At 71.9% G+C, this 15,943-nt stretch carries 19 protein-coding genes; 12 read left to right on the top strand and 7 right to left on the bottom strand.

All coding sequences use genetic code 11. The features are described 5' to 3' along the window. Window positions 1-13: 13 nt before the first annotated feature. The 4 genes from WQ56_RS04205 to WQ56_RS04190 form a co-directional block, all read right to left on the bottom strand. Window positions 14-571: a GNAT family N-acetyltransferase gene (locus WQ56_RS04205; protein ID WP_047135929.1), complete on the bottom strand. Its 558-nt coding sequence runs from the start codon at window positions 569-571 to the stop codon at window positions 14-16. A 19-nt stretch (window positions 572-590) separates the two neighbouring features. Further along, window positions 591-902 carry a cupin domain-containing protein gene (locus WQ56_RS04200; protein ID WP_047135812.1) on the bottom strand — a complete coding sequence of 104 codons (312 nt, stop codon included), beginning with the start codon at window positions 900-902 and terminating at the stop codon, window positions 591-593. Between the two features lie 2 nt (window positions 903-904). After that, window positions 905-2,068 carry an acyl-CoA dehydrogenase family protein gene (locus tag WQ56_RS04195; RefSeq protein ID WP_047135811.1) on the bottom strand — a complete coding sequence of 388 codons (1,164 nt, stop codon included), beginning with the start codon at window positions 2,066-2,068 and terminating at the stop codon, window positions 905-907. Window positions 2,069-2,192: 124 nt separating this feature from the next. Then, entirely contained in the window at window positions 2,193-2,942 is a 750-nt protein-coding gene (locus WQ56_RS04190; protein WP_047135810.1) for a glycine zipper 2TM domain-containing protein, read from the bottom strand. A gap of 164 nt (window positions 2,943-3,106) precedes the next feature. Between WQ56_RS04190 and WQ56_RS04185 the strand changes: the two genes are divergently transcribed. Together WQ56_RS04185 and WQ56_RS04180 are read left to right on the top strand one after the other, a co-directional pair. Beyond that, on the top strand, window positions 3,107-3,349 hold the full coding sequence (locus WQ56_RS04185; RefSeq protein WP_047135809.1) for a DUF6116 family protein: 243 nt from the start codon (window positions 3,107-3,109) through the stop codon (window positions 3,347-3,349). After that, window positions 3,346-4,116: a TatD family hydrolase gene (locus WQ56_RS04180; protein WP_047135808.1), complete on the top strand. Its 771-nt coding sequence runs from the start codon at window positions 3,346-3,348 to the stop codon at window positions 4,114-4,116. The genes WQ56_RS04185 and WQ56_RS04180 overlap by 4 nt, the downstream gene beginning before the upstream one ends. A gap of 7 nt (window positions 4,117-4,123) precedes the next feature. Here WQ56_RS04180 and WQ56_RS04175 read toward each other — a convergent pair whose 3' ends face one another. Next, window positions 4,124-4,927 (bottom strand): tRNA threonylcarbamoyladenosine dehydratase, encoded by an 804-nt coding sequence (locus tag WQ56_RS04175; protein WP_047135807.1) that lies wholly within the window; start codon window positions 4,925-4,927, stop codon window positions 4,124-4,126. Between the two features lie 80 nt (window positions 4,928-5,007). Between WQ56_RS04175 and WQ56_RS04170 the strand changes: the two genes are divergently transcribed. Continuing rightward, window positions 5,008-5,466 carry a hypothetical protein gene (locus tag WQ56_RS04170; protein ID WP_047135806.1) on the top strand — a complete coding sequence of 153 codons (459 nt, stop codon included), beginning with the start codon at window positions 5,008-5,010 and terminating at the stop codon, window positions 5,464-5,466. Window positions 5,467-5,606: 140 nt separating this feature from the next. Beyond that, window positions 5,607-6,092, top strand: a complete 486-nt coding sequence (locus WQ56_RS04165; protein ID WP_047135805.1) for a hypothetical protein — start codon at window positions 5,607-5,609, stop codon at window positions 6,090-6,092. 79 nt (window positions 6,093-6,171) lie between these two features. On the opposite strand, the gene WQ56_RS04160 is transcribed toward WQ56_RS04165, so the two are convergent. Further along, window positions 6,172-6,381: a cold-shock protein gene (locus WQ56_RS04160; protein WP_047135804.1), complete on the bottom strand. Its 210-nt coding sequence runs from the start codon at window positions 6,379-6,381 to the stop codon at window positions 6,172-6,174. 253 nt (window positions 6,382-6,634) lie between these two features. On the opposite strand from WQ56_RS04160, the gene WQ56_RS04155 reads away from it, so the two are divergent. From WQ56_RS04155 to WQ56_RS04140, 4 genes are all read left to right on the top strand, one after another. Then, window positions 6,635-7,135, top strand: a complete 501-nt coding sequence (locus WQ56_RS04155; RefSeq protein ID WP_047135803.1) for a DUF456 domain-containing protein — start codon at window positions 6,635-6,637, stop codon at window positions 7,133-7,135. A 15-nt stretch (window positions 7,136-7,150) separates the two neighbouring features. After that, entirely contained in the window at window positions 7,151-8,383 is a 1,233-nt protein-coding gene (locus WQ56_RS04150; protein ID WP_052772830.1) for a mechanosensitive ion channel domain-containing protein, read from the top strand. Next, a complete protein-coding gene (locus WQ56_RS04145) occupies window positions 8,380-9,531 on the top strand; it encodes a phospholipase A (RefSeq protein ID WP_047135802.1) in 1,152 nt (383 codons plus the stop codon). Before WQ56_RS04150 ends, WQ56_RS04145 begins: the two co-directional genes overlap by 4 nt. A gap of 129 nt (window positions 9,532-9,660) precedes the next feature. After that, on the top strand, window positions 9,661-10,818 hold the full coding sequence (locus WQ56_RS04140) for a sterol desaturase family protein (RefSeq protein ID WP_047135927.1): 1,158 nt from the start codon (window positions 9,661-9,663) through the stop codon (window positions 10,816-10,818). A 168-nt stretch (window positions 10,819-10,986) separates the two neighbouring features. Here WQ56_RS04140 and WQ56_RS04135 read toward each other — a convergent pair whose 3' ends face one another. Then, window positions 10,987-12,504, bottom strand: a complete 1,518-nt coding sequence (locus WQ56_RS04135; RefSeq protein ID WP_047135801.1) for a fumarate hydratase — start codon at window positions 12,502-12,504, stop codon at window positions 10,987-10,989. A gap of 192 nt (window positions 12,505-12,696) precedes the next feature. Between WQ56_RS04135 and WQ56_RS04130 the strand changes: the two genes are divergently transcribed. The 4 genes from WQ56_RS04130 (at window position 12,697) to WQ56_RS04115 (ending at window position 15,937) form a co-directional block, all read left to right on the top strand. Next, complete coding sequence (locus WQ56_RS04130; RefSeq protein ID WP_047135800.1) at window positions 12,697-13,473, top strand: YggS family pyridoxal phosphate-dependent enzyme; 777 nt, start codon at window positions 12,697-12,699, stop codon at window positions 13,471-13,473. Next, the gene (gene pdxK, locus WQ56_RS04125) at window positions 13,470-14,333 is read left to right on the top strand and encodes a pyridoxine/pyridoxal/pyridoxamine kinase (RefSeq protein WP_047135799.1); all 864 of its coding nucleotides are present in this window, start codon (window positions 13,470-13,472) and stop codon (window positions 14,331-14,333) included. The genes WQ56_RS04130 and pdxK overlap by 4 nt, the downstream gene beginning before the upstream one ends. 84 nt (window positions 14,334-14,417) lie before the next feature. Beyond that, window positions 14,418-14,678, top strand: coding sequence for a DUF2249 domain-containing protein (locus WQ56_RS04120; protein ID WP_047135798.1), 261 nt, complete (start codon window positions 14,418-14,420; stop codon window positions 14,676-14,678). Continuing rightward, on the top strand, window positions 14,675-15,937 hold the full coding sequence (locus WQ56_RS04115; RefSeq protein WP_047135797.1) for a hypothetical protein: 1,263 nt from the start codon (window positions 14,675-14,677) through the stop codon (window positions 15,935-15,937). The genes WQ56_RS04120 and WQ56_RS04115 overlap by 4 nt, the downstream gene beginning before the upstream one ends. Window positions 15,938-15,943 lie beyond the last annotated feature (6 nt).

The following is a 15,943-nucleotide window of genomic DNA, read 5'->3' as shown; positions in this document are numbered from 1 at the left end:
GACCGCGCCCGTCCTACGCGAAGCGCCTGCGGTGCTCGCGCCATTGGACGCGGGTCTGGCCCCAGACGTCGACGACGTGGTCGTCGAACGGCGCCGGCAGCCGCGCCGACCGCAGCCGGGTCGAGCCGAGCCGCCGGGCTACCTGCTGGGACGCGGCGTTTGCCGGATCGATGCAATGGATGATCCGGTCCCAGTGCAGCGTCGCGAACGTCCAGTCGATCGCCGCGACCGCGGCCTCCGTGGCGTACCCCCTGCCCCAGGCATCGGGGTGGAATGCATAGCCGATCTCGTTGTCCGGCCAGCCTTCCGGGCGCCAGGGACCCAGCTGGCCGAGCCAGCGACCGTCGGCCCGATCCACGACCGAGAACATGCCGAAGCCCTGCAACACCCAGGCGCCGGGCTGCTGCAGGAACTTGCGCCACGCCGCCGCGCGCGGCTGGCGGCCGCCGATGTGGCGCGCAGCATCCTCGTCGGCCAGGAGTTCGGCGTAGCGGTCGAAGTCCCCGATCTGCGGCAGGCGCAGGATCAGGCGTTCGGTTTCGAGAATCGGCGAGGCAACGGACGACGGCATCGTGGGCATGGTGCAGGGCTCAGAGACTGCCGGCCTTCTCGATCACGAGGATGCGCGCCTCGCCGATCGGATGGGCGACATGCGCATCGCCCGCGGCGGCATGGAACAGGTCGCCGGCTTCCAGCACGACCGCGTGCTCGTCCTCGCCCTGGCGATATCGCATCTCCACGCGGCCGTCGAGGACAGCGAAGACTTCCTCGCCGTCGTTGACGTGCCACCGATACGGGCGATCGGTCCAGTGCAGGCGGACGGTCGCGCCCGCGATCGCGGCGACATCCAGTGCGCCCCACGCCCTGTCGGAGGTGAACCCGCGCGACCGGATCGTCCGCATGGTCAGAACGCGTTGATGCCGGTCAGCTCGCGACCCACGACCAGCTGGTGCACGGTCTCCGTGCCCTCGTAGGTGATCACCGACTCGAGGTTGAGCGCGTGCCGGATCGGCGAATGCTCGGTCGTGATGCCGGCGCCGCCCAGCAGGTCGCGCGCCTCGCGGGCGATGTCGATCGCCATGCGGCAGTTGTTCCACTTCGCCAGCGAGACCTGGGTTGGCTGCATCTTGCCGGCGTCCTTGAGGCGCCCGAGCTGCAGCGACAGCAGCTGCGCGGCCGTGATGCGGCGCGCCCAGTCGGCGAGCCTGATCTGCGCGCTCTGCGTCGCGGCCACCGGGCGATCGAACAGGATGCGTTCCCTGGAATAGCCCAGCGCCTCGTCCAGGCACGCGATCGCCGCGCCGATCGGGCCCCAGGTGATGCCGTAGCGTGCCTGGGTCAGGCAGCCCAGCGGGCCCTTGAGTCCCTTGACGTTCGGCAGGCGGTTGGCATCGGGCACGCGCACGTCGTCGAAGTACAGCGCACTGGTGACCGAGGCCCGCAGGCTCATCTTGTGCTTGATCTCCTGCGCCGAGAACCCGGCAAAGCCTTTCTCGACCACGAAGCCCTGGATGCCGTCGTCGGTCTTCGCCCAGACGATCGCGATGTCGGCCAGGTTGCCGTTGGTGATCCACATCTTGGAGCCGTTGAGGATCCAGTCGTCACCGTCGCGACGGGCATGGGTCTTCATGTTTCCCGGGTCCGAGCCGCCGTGGGGCTCGGTCAGGCCGAAGCAGCCGATGACCCGGCCGGCGGCCATCTCGGGCAGCCAGCGACGGCGCTGTTCCTCGCTGCCGTAGGCGAAGATCGGGTACATGCACAGCGAGGACTGCACGCTGGCGAAGCTGCGCAGGCCGCTGTCGCCGCGCTCGAGCTCCTGGCAGATCAGGCCGTAGCTGACCGCATTGAGGCCGGCGCAGCCGTACTCGGCCGGCAGCGTGGCGCCGAGCAGGCCGAGCTCGGCCATCTCGTGGATCAGCTCGGTGGGGAACCGCGCCTGGTCGAAGCACTCGCCGATGATCGGCAGCACGCGCTCGTCGGTGAAGCGCGCGACGGCGTCCTGGACCGCGCGCTCGTCCTCGTCGAGCAGCGAACGCACGTCGTACAGGTCGTAGGGATGCAGGGCCATGGCGGTCCGGTCTGGGCGGGATGCCGGGCATTGTATCGATCCGCGCGCGCCGGGCGACCGGCCCACGAAGCCGAAGGGCCGGCGAATGCCGGCCCTTCGGTGGGAACCTGCGACCCTGGCGGGGTCAGCCGCGCTCGGGGGCGCCGTCCATCGCCGCGGTCATGACGCGGCCATTGAGCACCGGCAGCCGCTCGCCCGGCGCCTCGCGCATACGCAGCGTCCGCTCGGTGCCCTCGTAGCGGTAGGTCACGTCGTAGCCGACGGTCTTCTCCTCGTCGCCGAGCAGGATGCGGTTGCCCGGCTTGCTGTCGGTGCGCATCGAGCCGGTAGTGCCGTCGGGATTGCGGTAGGTGACGTTGTAGGCGACCACGCGCGAGGACTGCGAGGCGTCCTGCACGGTGCGGCACTGGCGGTCGACGCGTTCGACGACACGGCCGCCGACGTGGTTGCGGTCGACCCGGTTGCCGATGAAGCCGCCGGCCGTCGCGCCAGCCGCGGTCGCCAGCTTGCGGCCGTTGCCGCCGCCAACCTGGTTGCCGACCAGGCCGCCGATCAGCGCGCCCGCGACGGTGCCGCCGACGTTGCCGTCGCGCTCGGGCAGGCGCTCCTGCACCACGACGTCCTCGCAGACCTCGCGCGGCGAGGTGGAGGTCATGGTTTCGCGGATCGGCTCGCTGCCCAGCACGGTGGCGTAGACCTGCTCGGTCTCGGTCACCGGCTGGGCGGCCAGCACGTCGGCGTAGTCGAGGCGGTCCTGTGCGCGCTCGGCGGTGGCCGCCGCGCCCGCGCCGTCGCGGCTGTTGTGGTACGCGCCGACGGCCACGCCGCCCACGAGCAGGGATGCCAGCGCAATCGCGATCGTGTTGCCCTTCATCGGGATCTCCTCCGGCCCTCGGCCTGTACGTGTTGCGGCGATTGCACCATCTCGAAGCTGAACAGGCACCGGAATTCCGCCCCGAGACGCTGACCCGACGCTAAACCGCCGTTCCGCAGGCCCGTGCTAGCGTGGCCGCATTCCGCATCCAAGCGAGGTCCGCGATGCCCAGCCCCCTGTCCGTTCCGCTCGTGTCCTGGCTGTCGAAGTTGAGCTACCCGCGGCTGTTCGTGGTCGTGGCCGTGCTGTTCGGCATCAACCTCGTCGTGCCCGACCCGATCATCCTCGTCGACGAGGTGCTGCTCGGCCTGGCGACGGTCGCGCTGGCCAAGCGCAAGCGCAGCCCCGCGCCGCCGGCCGGCGGCGACCGGCGCGCACCGATCGACGGGCAGGCCCGCAGGCCCTGATGCTGGTCGACAGCCACTGCCATCTCGACGCGCCGGCGTTCGACGGCGACCGCGAGGCGGTGCTGGCGCGGGCCCGCGCGGCGGGCGTGCTGCGCCAGGTCGTGCCCGCCGTCGCGCGCGCGGCCTGGCCGACGCTGCGCGCCGTCTGCGCGTCCGGCGCCGGCCTGTATCCGGCCTACGGCCTGCATCCGCTGTTCCTGGCCGAGCATCGACCCGAGGACCTGGACGCGCTGGCGGACTGGATCGTGCGCGAGCGGCCGGTGGCGGTCGGCGAATGCGGCCTCGACCACTTCGTCGACGGTCTCGACCGCGCAGCGCAGGCGCGCTACTTCGAGGGGCAGCTGCGGCTGGCGCACGCGCACGACCTGCCGGTGATCGTGCACGCACGGCGCGCGGTGGACGCGGTGATCGCGACGCTGCGCCGGTTCGACGGCCTGCGCGGGGTCGTGCACAGTTTCGCCGGCAGTCCCGAGCAGGCGCGCCAGTTGTGGCAGCACGGCTTCCTGATCGGACTCGGCGGGCCGGTGACCTACGACCGGGCGCGCCGCCTGCACCGGCTGGTGGCCGGCATGCCGATCGAGCAACTGCTGCTCGAGACCGACGCGCCCGACCAGCCAGACAGCGGGCACCGCGGCCAGCGTAACGAACCGGCGCGCCTGGTCCGCGTGCTCGACGCGGTCGCGCGCCTGCGCGGCGAGTCCGCCGCGACGGTGGCCGCCCGGACCAGCGACAACGCGGCGCGCCTGTTCGGCCTGCCGCCGCCCTAGGCGCGATTCAGGCCGCGGCGTCTGCCGCGGGCCGCAGCAGCAGTTCGAGCGCCTTGCCGGCGGCGGCGAACGCGAACGCACCGGTGATGTGCGTCGCCGCCCCCAGGCCGCTGCCGCAATCGAGGTTGAGCGCCGCGTCCGGACCGAGCTGCGGGCGGATGCCGCAGACCGTGCCGTCGGCCTGCGGATAGCGCACGTTCTCCAGCGAGTAGATCGCCGGCACGCCGAAATAGCGCTTCGGGCTCTTGGGGAAGTTGAACTCCGTGCGCAGCTTCTTGCGGATCAGCGCGAGCATCGCGTCGTGCTCGGTGCGCGAGAGATCGCGCACGCGCACCAGCGTCGGGTCGATGCGCCCGCCCGCGGCGCCCACGGTGATCACCGGCAGCTTGCGCCGGCGGCACCACGCGATCAGCTCGACCTTGCTGCGGAAGCTGTCGCAGGCGTCGATCACCAGATCGTAGCCCCGCCCCAGCAACGTCTCGAGGTTGGCCGGGGTCACGAAGTCCTCCAACGCGTGCACCGTCGCGCGCGGATGGATCGCCAGGCAGCGCTCGGCCATGACCCGGGCCTTGTTGCGCCCGTACTGGCCTTCGAGCGCCGGCAACTGCCGGTTGGTGTTGGACACGCACAGGTCGTCGGCATCGATCAGCGTCAGCGTGCCGACGCCGCTGCGCGCGAGTGCCTCGGCGACCCAGGAGCCGACGCCGCCCAGCCCGACCACCGCGACGTGGCGCTGCAGCAGCCGCGCGAGCGCGCCCTGCCCGTACAGGCGTTCGATTCCGGAAAAGCGGGCGCGTGCGTCTTCGTCCATGCGTGGATTCTACCGGTGCCCCGGCCCGGCCGGACCGCGTGCTATGGTCGCGCCGCCCCAGCCGACGCCAGGAGCGCGCGATGTCCACGCCCGAGCCACGCCCGCCCGCCCCCGCGCCGCCGTCGGCGGCCGCGCGCTACGCGGTGGTGTTCGCGATCGGCCTGATGGTCGGCGTCTTCGCCCTCGTCGTCGTGCTGCGCGCGCTCGAGAGCCGGCGGGGCTGGCAGGATCACTACCCGGCCGCGCTGATGCGGCTCTACCAGGCTCACTTGGCCGGGCTCGAAGCCGATGTCGAGGCCGGTCGCTGCGCGCCGGCCGACGGCCTGGCGAACCTGCGCACGCTGCGCCTGCTGTCCGACGATCTGGCACCGGCCTTTCCCGACCTGCGCGACCATCGCGGATTCGCCGCGCATGCCGACCGCACGCGGCGCACGCTCGACGCGGCGCTGGCCTCGCCACCGGGCGACTGCGCGGCCTTGCGCGCCACCGTCGATGCGATCGGCGAGACCTGCGGCGACTGCCACCGCGACCTGCGCTGAGCGCGACGAGCGTCTGAATCGCCGCTGGACGACGCTGCGAGCGACGCGTCCGGCGCGCGGGGAATTGCTGCCCCATTCACGCCGCCCCACCTAGCGTTGGCAGCGTCGGGCGACGGGCCCGCTCACGCTAGGAGACGTCCATGAATTCTCGTCTGATCGGCACGGCGGTCGTCGCCGCCTCGATGGCGCTGGCCGGCTGCGCCACCTCGCCCGGCTACTCGTCCGGCTCCGACTACGGCAGCGGCTACGGCAGCGGCGGATACGGCCGCGCATCCAACTGCTACGACTGCGGCACGGTGACGCGCATCGAGGCGGTCGGCACCAACGGCAATCCGAACATCGCCGGCCCGGTCATCGGCGGCATCGTCGGCGCGGTCGCCGCCAAGGAACTCGCGCGCCGCAACACCGACAGCGAGGGCCGCCGCAACGTCGCGATCGGCGCGGGCGCGGTCGGCGGCGCGGTTGCCGGCAACGCGATCCAGAACCGCGTCGAAGGTGCGCGCCAGTACAACGTGCACGTGCGCATGCAGGATGGCCGGACAGCCGTGTTCACGCAGAGCGACCTGGGCGGCATCCAGGAAGGCGCTTCGGTGCGCATCCAGAACGGCCGGGCCTACGCCTACTGACCGCGGGCGACCGCACCGGATGCACCAAGAAAAAACCCGGCCGACGGCCGGGTTTTTTCCTTTCGGAGGTTGCAGCCTGTCAGAGCGGCGTCACGGCGTCGGCCTGCAGGCCCTTCTGGCCCTGGACCACGGTGAAGCTGACCTTCTGGCCTTCCTGCAGGCTCTTGAAGCCCGTGCCCTGGATGGCGCGGAAATGCACGAACACGTCCTCGCCGCTTTCGCGGCTGATGAATCCGAATCCCTTGGCATCGTTGAACCACTTCACGGTACCGGTCTCGCGCTCTGCCATGTTGCTCTCTCTCCCTGGAACTGTTCGATGTATCGATCGATTACGCCTGTCGGGCGGCTGGTTGCAAGGAGAACACGGGTGCGACGATGCAGCGGACCGATGGAACGAGCCAACGAGACTTGATGCAGGGTCACGATTCACGGTGACCTTGACAAACACAGCGGATGCAAAGTAACCCGGCATTTATGAAAATGCAATCGCGTGCCGACGCCCCCTCCGGAGGCCTCTTCCGCCCCCATCCGCGGGGCCTGCGATGGACCTGACGGCGCTGTTCTATCTGCTCGCCGGACTGCTGGTCGTCGTGGGCCTGGCGGGCGTCGTGCTGCCCGCCCTGCCCGGCCTGCCGCTGGTGTTCGCCGGCCTGCTGACAGCCGCCTGGGCGGACGGCTTCGGGCGCGTCGGGGCGCTGCCGCTCGTCGTGCTGGGGGTACTGACCGCGGTCTCGTTCGCGGTGGACTTCTGGGCGACGGCGGTCGGCGCCAAGCGCGTGGGCGCCAGCCGGCTGGCGCTGCTGGGCACGGTGATCGGGACGTTCGTCGGGCTGTTCTTCGGTCTGCCCGGGCTGTTCGCCGGTCCCTTCGTCGGCGCGGTCGCGGGGGAACTGCTGAGTCGACGGAACCTGTATCCCGCAGGCCTCGGACAGGCCGCCCGGGTCGGGGTCGGGACGTGGCTGGGCATCGCGCTGGGCGTGGCGCTGAAACTGGCGCTGGCGGTCTCGATGCTCGCGGTCTTCGCATTCGCCTGGTGGTTCTGAGTCCACAATAGCCCGATGACCGATCATCCCGACGCCGCCTCCCCGCCCTTTCCTCGCAGCCGGCTCCGCCGGCTGTTCGTCGTTCTGAGCCTGGCCTGCATTGTCGGCGCGGCCGCGCTGCCCGCCGAGGCCATGCCCGCGGCGCCGGCGGCTCAAGCGGCGCCCGTGGCGCCCCCGGACGCGCCCCAGCCGTCCGCCGCCCCGGCGCCCCAGGAGCGCGATGCGGTCGCCGCCAGCGCGGCGCAGGCGTTCGAGGAGGCAGACGTACGCGGCCGCTTCGACGCGGTCTACGACGAGACGCTGGCGCGCATCATGCGGCTGATCGCGAACCTGCCGTTGCTGCTGGCCGCAGGCCTGGTCGTCGCCCTGGCCGCCTGGCTGGGCCGGGTCGTGTCGCAACGCCTGCACTGGCTGCACCTGCGCACGCGCAACCCCTATCTCGACAGCCTGCTGCGGCGCGGGGTGCAGGCGACGATCCTGCTGCTGGGGATCGTGATCGCGCTCGACCTGCTCAATGCCACCGCGGTGATCGGCGTGGTGTTCGGCTCGGCCGGCGTGGTCGGCATCGCGATGGGTTTCGCGTTCAAGGACATCGCCGAGAACTACATCGCCGGCATCCTGCTGAGCCTGCGCCGCCCGTTCGAGCCGGGCGAGACGGTCAAGATCGACAGCTACGAAGGCAGGGTCGCGTCGCTGAGCGCACGCGCGATGATACTGGTCACCGCCGAGGGCAACGAGTTGCGCCTGCCCAACGCGCTGGTGTTCAAGGCGGTGATCCTCAACTACAGCAGCAACCCGCGCCGGCGTTTCGACTTCGCGATGAACATCGACGCCAGCCATTCGATCCGCCAGGCCGAGTCGATCGCGCTGGCCGAGATCGCCGCGATCGACGACGTGCTCACCGAGCCCGGCCCGTCGTGGACGCTGGTCGAGTTCGGCGCCTCGGGCAGCGTGCTGCGCTTCTTCGGCTGGGTCGACCAGCGCAAGAGCGACCTGGGCAAGACCCGGGGCGAGGCGATCCGCCGGGTCAAGGCCGCGTTCTGGCGCGCCGGCATCCAGGGCCCGCGCACCACCACCCACGTCGTCCTCACGCAGGACGCGGGCGAGCCCCGCGATGATCACGACATCGAGCCGGCGACCAGCGCCGGCGTCGATACCTCGGTCAACCGCGACATCGACCGGCACGTCGCCGAAGTCGTCAACGCCGACCCCCAGAACCTGCTGATCGCAAAGGACACCCCGCAATGAATCTCCGCCTCGCCCTGCTCCCGGCCGCGCTTGCCGGGCTGTCCGCGCCCGCCCTGGCGCAGACCGTGCCGACCGCACCGGCCGCGCCCGCCAGTCTCGAGGCCTGCCTGGCGGTCGAACAGGACGCGCAGCGGCTGGCGTGCTACGACGCGTTCGCCGGTCGCCAGGCGCCGCCGACGCCGCAGGCCGACGTCACCGCCGAGCGCGCGCGCGAGCTGCGCCGCGACCCGGCTGCGCTCGCCGAAGTGCTGTCGACCGAGCCGCGCAGCACCCACCTCTACGCGCGCGACACCACCCGCGGGCTCGAGGACGCGATCGCCAACGCCGGCCAGGGCTCGCTGCTCGACAGCCGCTGGGAGCTGGCGAAGGACTCCAAGCTGGGCATCTTCAACCTGCGCGCCTACAAGCCGCTGTACCTGCTGCCGGTGTTCTGGACCTCGGACGTCAACCGCACGCCGAGCTCGCCGAACCCGGCGAACACGGTCACCGACCCGCTCGCGCTCGACAGCACCGAGGCCAAGTTCCAGATCAGCTTCAAGACCAAGGCGGTGGAGAACCTGTTCGGCAACAACGGCGACATCTGGATGGGCTACACCCAGAGCTCGCGCTGGCAGGTCTACAGCGACGACAACTCGCGCCCGTTCCGCGAGACCAACTACGAGCCCGAGATCCTGATGGTGTTCCGCAACAACTACGGGCTGCCGGGCGGCTGGCGCGGGCGCATGAGCGGCATCGGCATCAACCACCAGTCCAACGGGCGCGGCGACCCGCTGTCGCGCAGCTGGAACCGGGTGATGTTCAACTTCGGCTTCGACCGCCAGAACTGGGCGCTGACCGCGCGCCCGTGGATCGTGCTCAGCGAGGGCAGCGACGGCGACAACCCCGACATCGCCGACTACATGGGACGCGGCGACCTGACGCTGACCCACGTGCGCGACGACGGCCACCAGTTCTCGCTGATGGCGCGGCACTCGCTGCGCGGCGGCGACCGCTCGCACGGCGCGCTGCAGTTCGACTGGGGCTTCCCGATCCACCGCAACTTCCGCGGCCATCTGCAGGTGTTCGACGGGTACGGCGAGAGCCTGATCGACTACAACCACAAGGCGACCTACGTCGGCCTGGGCATCTCGCTGATGGACTGGTTCTGAAGCCGGCAGCGCGGGCGTGACCGCCCGCGCCCGGCCCAGCATGGGCGGCCCGGGGGCACTTGCGGCACCAGCGTGGCGAGCGGCTATGATCGGCTCGCCCGCGGCGCCGCCGCCTGCCAGGACCCGCGCATGGATGCCACCGCCATCCCGCCCCCGCGATCTCCCGACGTCGCCCCCCCCGCCCGTCCGCGGCGCTCGTTCTTCGCCTACGCCTCGGCACTGCTGGGCCTGCTCAGCGTCTTCGGCGTCGTCTGCTTCCACTTCCCCGAACTGCTGACCAGCAAGGAGTTCCGCGCGGTCTACGACGAGGGCTTCGCGCGCAATCTGCTGCTGGTGGGGCTGGTCGCCGCGTTCGCGCTCGGCACACTGGCGATCCTGCGCGACCGCAACAAGCGCATCGCCACGATCGGCGTCGGCAGCGCGACGCTGGCGGTGCTGCTGGGCGGCACCAACGTGCAGTTCGACGCGATCGGCCAGACCCCCTACGCGCTCGGCCTGGACTGGTTCGTGATCTCGCTGTTCTTCTCGGCGCTGGTATTCGTGCCGCTGGAGCACTACCTGGGCAAGCGCCGGGTGTCGCCGCTGCGCCCGGGCTGGCGCACCGACCTGGCGTACTTCTTCATGAGCCACGTGCTGGTGCAGTTCATCCTGATCCTGGTCACCGCGTCGACCGCGACGATCACCGGCCTGGCCGCGTTCCCGTCACTGGAGCGGGCGATCCAGTCGCTGCCGGTCTGGGCGCAGTTCCTGATCGCGGTGTTCGTCGCCGACCTGGCGCAGGCGCTGCTGCACCGCGCCTACCACAACATCCCCTGGCTCTGGCGCTTCCACGCGGTGCACCACTCCAGCCGCGAGATGGACTGGCTGGCCGGCTCGCGGATCCACTTCGTCGAGATCGTGCTCACGCGCAGCGTCGTGCTGCTGCCGCTGCTGGTGCTCGGCTTCTCGACGCCGGCGGTCAACGCCTACGTCATCCTCGTCGGCCTGCAGGCGGTCGTCGCCCACGCCAACATCGGCGTGCGCTTCGGCTGGCTGGAGTACGTGCTGGTGCTGCCGCGCTACCACCACTGGCACCACGCGCGCGAGCAGGCCTACATCGACGTCAACTACGCGATCCACCTGCCGCTGGTCGACATGCTGATGGGCACCTTCAAGCTGCCGCGCGACCAGCGCGAATGGCCGCAGGAATACGGCGTCATGAAGCTGGAGACCGTGCCGCGCGGCATCGTCGGCCAGCACCTGATGCCGTTCCGGCGTCGCAAGACCTTCGACGAGTTCGTGGACTAGTGCGGGCCAGGGAAGAAGCCGCCGTCGCCGGCGTTCCGTAGGAGCGCGCTCGCGTGCGATGGGCGTTCCCGGAATGTCCATCGCGCGCAAGCGCGCGCCTACAGCGGGACGATGTCGCCAGAAGAAAAACGGCGCCCTCGGGCGCCGTCGTCCGTCAGCCGATTGCCATCAGGCGATCTCGACCACCGGGATGCCGCTGATGCGCGCCTTCCACTCGCGCGGCCCGGTCTCGTGCACCGAGGTGCCGGTCGAATCGACGGCGACGGTCACCGGCATGTCCTCGACCTCGAACTCGTAGATCGCCTCCATGCCGAGGTCCTCGAAGGCGAGGACCCGCGCGGCCTTGATCGCCCTGGACACCAGATACGCCGAGCCGCCGACCGCCATCAGGTAGACCGACCGGTGCGCCTTGATCGCCTCGATCGCCGCCGGGCCGCGCTCGGCCTTGCCGACCATGCCCAGCAGGCCGGTCTGCTCGAGGATCTGGCGGGTGAACTTGTCCATCCGCGTCGCGGTGGTCGGCCCCGCGGGCCCGACGACCTCGTCCCGCACCGGGTCCACCGGGCCGACGTAGTAGATGAAGCGGCCCTTGAGGTCGACCGGCAACGCCTCGCCGCGGTCGAGCATCTCGACCATGCGCTTGTGCGCGGCGTCGCGGCCGGTCAGCAGCTTGCCGTTGAGCAGCAGCACCTCGCCCGGCTTGAAGGTCGCGACCTCCTCGGGCGTGATCGTGTCGAGGTCGACGCGGCGTGCGCCGGTCGGGGCGTAGGTCAGCTCGGGCCAGTCGGCGAGCGACGGCGGATCGAGCGCGACCGGGCCGCTGCCGTCGAGCGTGAAGTGCGCATGGCGGGTCGCCGCACAGTTGGGGATCAGCGCGACCGGCAGGTTCGCCGCGTGCGTCGGGTAGTCCCTTATCTTGATGTCGAGCACGGTGGTCAGGCCGCCGAGGCCCTGCGCGCCGATGCCCAGCGCGTTGACCTTTTCGTAGAGCTCCAGGCGCAGCTCCTCGATCCGGTTCGACGCGCCGCGGGCCTTCAGGTCGACGATGTCGATCGGCTCCATCAGCGCTTCCTTGGCCAGCAGCATCGCCTTCTCGGCGGTGCCGCCGATGCCGATGCCGAGCATGCCCGGCGGGCACCAGCCCGCGCCCATCGTCGGCACCGTCCTGAGCACCCAGTCGACGATCGAGTCGGACGGGTTGAGCATCGCGAACTTGGACTTGGCCTCCGAGCCGCCGCCCTTGGCCGCGACGATCACGTCCACGGTGTTGCCGGGCACGACCTTGACGTTGACCACCGCCGGCGTGTTGTCGCGGGTATTGCGGCGCGCACCGGCCGGATCGGCCAGCACGCTGGCGCGCAGCTTGTTGTCGGGATGGCTGTAGGCGCGGCGCACGCCTTCATTGACCATGTCCTCCACGCCCATCGTGGCGTCGTCCCAGCGCACCTGCATGCCGATCTCCAGGAACACGGTCACGATGCCGGTGTCCTGGCAGATCGGGCGATGGCCCTCGGCGCACATGCGCGAGTTGATCAGGATCTGCGCCATCGCGTCCTTCGCGGCCGACGAGGCCTCGCGCTCGTAGGCGTCGGCGAGATTCCGGATGTAGTCGACCGGGTGGTAGTAGCTGATGTACTGCAGCGCGTCGGCGACCGACTGGATCAGGTCGTCCTGGCGGATCGACACGGGCGCGTTCGACGGCGCGGCATGCGGGGAATGGCTTGCGGACACGGCTGGCTCGAGGCTGGCGGAGGGAAACCCGCCCATTCTAGGCCTTCCGGCCGGGCGCGGCAGCCGACCACCGCGCGGGGGCGTATCCTTGTCGGCTTCCCGGCCGCGGCCCGCGGGCCGGCACCGACCCGCCACGACCCCGTTCCGATGACCGACGCTCCCAACGATCCCGCCGCCTTGCTGCGCAGCCGCCTCGATGCGGTGCGCACGCGAATCGCCGATGCCTGCCGCGCCGCCGGGCGCGACCCGTCGCAGGTGCGCCTGCTGCCGGTCAGCAAGACCGTCGACGAGGCGCGGCTGCGGCTGGCGCACGCGATCGGCCTGCGCGAACTGGGCGAGAACAAGGTGCAGGAAGCGCTCGGCAAGGCCGAGGCGATGGCCGATCTCGCCGACCTGCGCTGGGTGCTGATCGGCCACCTGCAGACCAACAAGGCCAAGTACGTCGCGCGCTTCGCCAGCGAGTTCCAGGCGCTCGACAGCCTGCGGGTCGCCGAGGCGCTCGACCGCCAATTGCAGGCGAAGGGGCGCGCGCTCGACGTGCTGGTCCAGGTCAACACCTCGGCCGAGCCGAGCAAGTTCGGGCTGGCGCCCGAGGAGGTCGCGGGCTTCGTGCGGCAACTGGGTGCGTTCTCGTCGCTGCGCGTGCGCGGCCTGATGACGCTGGCGCTGTTCTCGCCCGATCCCGCCCTGGTGCGCCCGTGCTTCGTGCGCCTGCGCACGCTGCGCGACCGGCTGCGCCAGGAGGCGCCGGCGGGGGTCGCGATGGACGAGCTGTCGATGGGCATGTCCGGCGATTTCGCGCTGGCCATCGCCGAGGGCGCCACGACGGTCCGTGTGGGCACGGCGATCTTCGGCGACCGGGGCCTGCCGGGCAGTCACTACTGGCCCGGCTTCGCGCCCGACGACGCGGAAGCCGCGCGATGAGCGCGACCGCGCCCCTGTCGCCGGGCGTCGGCGAACGCCTCGTCGACGTCGTCTCGGTGCAGTCCCAGGTCGTCTACGGCAGCGTCGGCAACAGCATCGCGGTGCCGGTGCTGCAGGCGCTCGGGTTGCAGGTCGCGCCGGTGCCCACGGTCGTGTTCGGCAACACGCCGCACTATCCGACGATGCACGGCGCGCCGCTGCCGCCGGACTGGTTCGAGGGCCTGCTCGAGGACCTGGAGGCGCGCGAGGTCGTCACCCGCGCGCGGCACCTGCTCGTCGGCTACCTGGGCTCGCCCGCGCAGGGCCTCGCGCTCGCCGCGTGGCTCGACCGCATGCGCGCGCGCAACCCGGCGCTGCGGATGCAGATCGACCCGGTCATCGGCGACCACGACACCGGCCTCTACACCGACCCGGCGCTGGTCCCGGTCTGGCGCGACCATCTGCTGCCGCGCGCTCACGGCCTGACCCCGAACCACTTCGAGCTCGAGCAGCTCTCCGGCCGGCGGCTGCGCACGCTCGACGACTGCGCGCGGGCCGCGGCCGGGCTGCTCGGCCCGGTCACCGAATGGGTCGTCGTCACCAGCGCCGCGCCCGAGACCTGCCCCCCGGGCACGGTGCAGGTGCTGGCCGTCACGGCGGACGGGCACGAGACCTTCGAGCATCCGTCGGTCGCGCACGCGGTCAAGGGCACCGGCGACATGTTCGCCGCGCTGGTCGGCGGACGGATGATGACCGGTGCCGCGCTCGGCGACGCGGTGCGCCGCTCCTGCGACGACGTCGTCGCGGTGCTGCGCCACGTCCAGGCGCAGGGCTGGCAGGAACTGGCGCTGCCGCGCGAGATCGGCCGGCGCCTGGGCTGACGCCGCCGGCGGCGCGCTGACCCAGGTCAATGCGCCGCGCGCGGCGCGCGCGCACATTGGCGCTCCGCCCCCGGCCCCGTCGCCATGCGCATCCGCCTCGACCTGCGCCACCTCCCGCCACCCGAGCCCATGGAACGCATCCTCGACGCGCTGTCCACGCTGGCGCCGGGGCAATGGCTGGACGCCTCCACGCCGATGCGTCCGCTGCCGCTGTGGTCGCTGCTCGGGCGCGACGGGTTCGCGTGGCGGCTGCTGGAGGATGCGCCCGGCCATGCGCGCATGGCGATCTGGCAGCGCGGCGACGCCGCGGCGTCGGTGTCGGTCGAGGCGTCCGCGCCGCCGTGACCGCACTCGACCTGGCGCAGGCGCCGCCGCCTGCGCGTCCGTTGCGCTGGCTGCTGGCCGCGCCGCTGTGGGGCCTGGTCGCCGGCGTCGGCGTGCTGCTGGGCGAGGACGCGTTCGTCAGCCGCTGGGCCCCGCCGACGGTCGCGCTGGTGCACGTCTTCACGCTCGGCGTGCTCGGCAACGCGATGCTCGGCAGCCTGCTGCAGTTCCTGCCGGTGGCGGCCGGGGTGCCGATGCCGCTGCGGCGCTCGGCCGCGTGGCTGCACGCCGCGTTCACCCTCGGGCTGGCGCTGTTCGTGACCGGCCTGCTGGCGCCGTCCCCCAGGCTGCTGGGCATCGCCGCGGTACTGCTCGCGGGCCCGCCGCTGGCCTTCGCGGCGGCCGCGTTGCCCGGCCTGCTGCGCCGGGGCGCCGCTCGGGCGCTGCGCGGCGGCATCGCATTGTCGCTGTGCGCGCTGGCGGTCACGGTCTGCGCCGGCGGGCTGCTGGTCGCGACGCTGCGCGGCGACCTGTCGCTGACGCTGCCGCGACTGGCCGACGTCCACGCCGCCACCGGGCTGCTGGGCTGGGTGCTCGTGCTGATGGCGGCGGTGGGCAGCGTGGTACTGCCGATGTTCCAGGGCACGGTGGGGATCGCGCCGCGCCGGCTCGCGTGCTGGTGCGTGGCGGCGGGCGTGGCGCTGGTCGTCGGCGCGGTCCTGCACCTCGCGTTCGATGCCCAGGCCGGGCTCGCGATCGCCGCCTCGCTGCCGGCGCTGGCGTTCGTCGCGGTCTCGCTGTGGCTGCCGGCGCGCGCGCCGCGGCGGCGCAACCCGGCGCTGGTGGGGTTCTGGCGCTGCGGGACGCTCGCGCTCGGGCTGGGCTGCGCGCTCGCGCCGTTCGTCGCCGCCGGTGCGCTGCCGCCGTCGACCGGACTGTTCGCCGGCGCGCTCGGGCTGGGCGTCGGGCTGCCGATGATGCTGTCGGGCATGCTGCTGGAAATCGTCGCGTTCCTCGCCTGGCTCGGGCTGCGCGACGCCGGCCCGCGCGGCGTGCGCGTGCCCGGCACGGGACAGCTGCTGCCCGAGCGCTGGAAGGCCGCCGCGCTCGGCGCGCACCTGCTGTGCACGGCCGCACTGCCGGCCGCCGCGCTGTGGCCGGCGTCGGCGCGCGTCGCCGGACTCGCGCTGCTGGCCGCGCATGGCGCCACGCTCGCCTGTGCGCTGCGCGGCCTGCTGCATGCGCGCCGCTTCGCGCGTGTCGCGGCGCGCACGGCCTGAGCCGGG

The sequence above is a fragment of the Luteimonas sp. FCS-9 genome (assembly GCF_001014645.1).
Lineage (GTDB): Bacteria > Pseudomonadota > Gammaproteobacteria > Xanthomonadales > Xanthomonadaceae > Luteimonas.
The sequence above is the reverse complement of the archived record's forward strand: the minus strand, read 5'-3'. Positions and strand labels throughout refer to the sequence as shown.

What these genes read in the sequence shown, in the direction of transcription:
- WQ56_RS04130 (WP_047135800.1), top strand. Translation starts at nt 12,697, where the DNA reads ATGACCGACGCTCCCAACGATCCCGCCGCCTTGCTGCGCAGCCGCCTC.
- WQ56_RS04165 (WP_047135805.1), top strand. Translation starts at nt 5,607, where the DNA reads ATGAATTCTCGTCTGATCGGCACGGCGGTCGTCGCCGCCTCGATGGCG.
- WQ56_RS04140 (WP_047135927.1), top strand. Translation starts at nt 9,661, where the DNA reads ATGGATGCCACCGCCATCCCGCCCCCGCGATCTCCCGACGTCGCCCCC.
- WQ56_RS04170 (WP_047135806.1), top strand. Translation starts at nt 5,008, where the DNA reads ATGTCCACGCCCGAGCCACGCCCGCCCGCCCCCGCGCCGCCGTCGGCG.
- WQ56_RS04200 (WP_047135812.1), bottom strand. Translation starts at nt 902, where the DNA reads ATGCGGACGATCCGGTCGCGCGGGTTCACCTCCGACAGGGCGTGGGGC.
- pdxK (WP_047135799.1), top strand. Translation starts at nt 13,470, where the DNA reads ATGAGCGCGACCGCGCCCCTGTCGCCGGGCGTCGGCGAACGCCTCGTC.
- WQ56_RS04205 (WP_047135929.1), bottom strand. Translation starts at nt 571, where the DNA reads ATGCCGTCGTCCGTTGCCTCGCCGATTCTCGAAACCGAACGCCTGATC.
- WQ56_RS04185 (WP_047135809.1), top strand. Translation starts at nt 3,107, where the DNA reads ATGCCCAGCCCCCTGTCCGTTCCGCTCGTGTCCTGGCTGTCGAAGTTG.
- WQ56_RS04175 (WP_047135807.1), bottom strand. Translation starts at nt 4,927, where the DNA reads ATGGACGAAGACGCACGCGCCCGCTTTTCCGGAATCGAACGCCTGTAC.
- WQ56_RS04155 (WP_047135803.1), top strand. Translation starts at nt 6,635, where the DNA reads ATGGACCTGACGGCGCTGTTCTATCTGCTCGCCGGACTGCTGGTCGTC.
- WQ56_RS04160 (WP_047135804.1), bottom strand. Translation starts at nt 6,381, where the DNA reads ATGGCAGAGCGCGAGACCGGTACCGTGAAGTGGTTCAACGATGCCAAG.
- WQ56_RS04150 (WP_052772830.1), top strand. Translation starts at nt 7,151, where the DNA reads ATGACCGATCATCCCGACGCCGCCTCCCCGCCCTTTCCTCGCAGCCGG.
- WQ56_RS04190 (WP_047135810.1), bottom strand. Translation starts at nt 2,942, where the DNA reads ATGAAGGGCAACACGATCGCGATTGCGCTGGCATCCCTGCTCGTGGGC.
- WQ56_RS04145 (WP_047135802.1), top strand. Translation starts at nt 8,380, where the DNA reads ATGAATCTCCGCCTCGCCCTGCTCCCGGCCGCGCTTGCCGGGCTGTCC.
- WQ56_RS04120 (WP_047135798.1), top strand. Translation starts at nt 14,418, where the DNA reads ATGCGCATCCGCCTCGACCTGCGCCACCTCCCGCCACCCGAGCCCATG.
- WQ56_RS04195 (WP_047135811.1), bottom strand. Translation starts at nt 2,068, where the DNA reads ATGGCCCTGCATCCCTACGACCTGTACGACGTGCGTTCGCTGCTCGAC.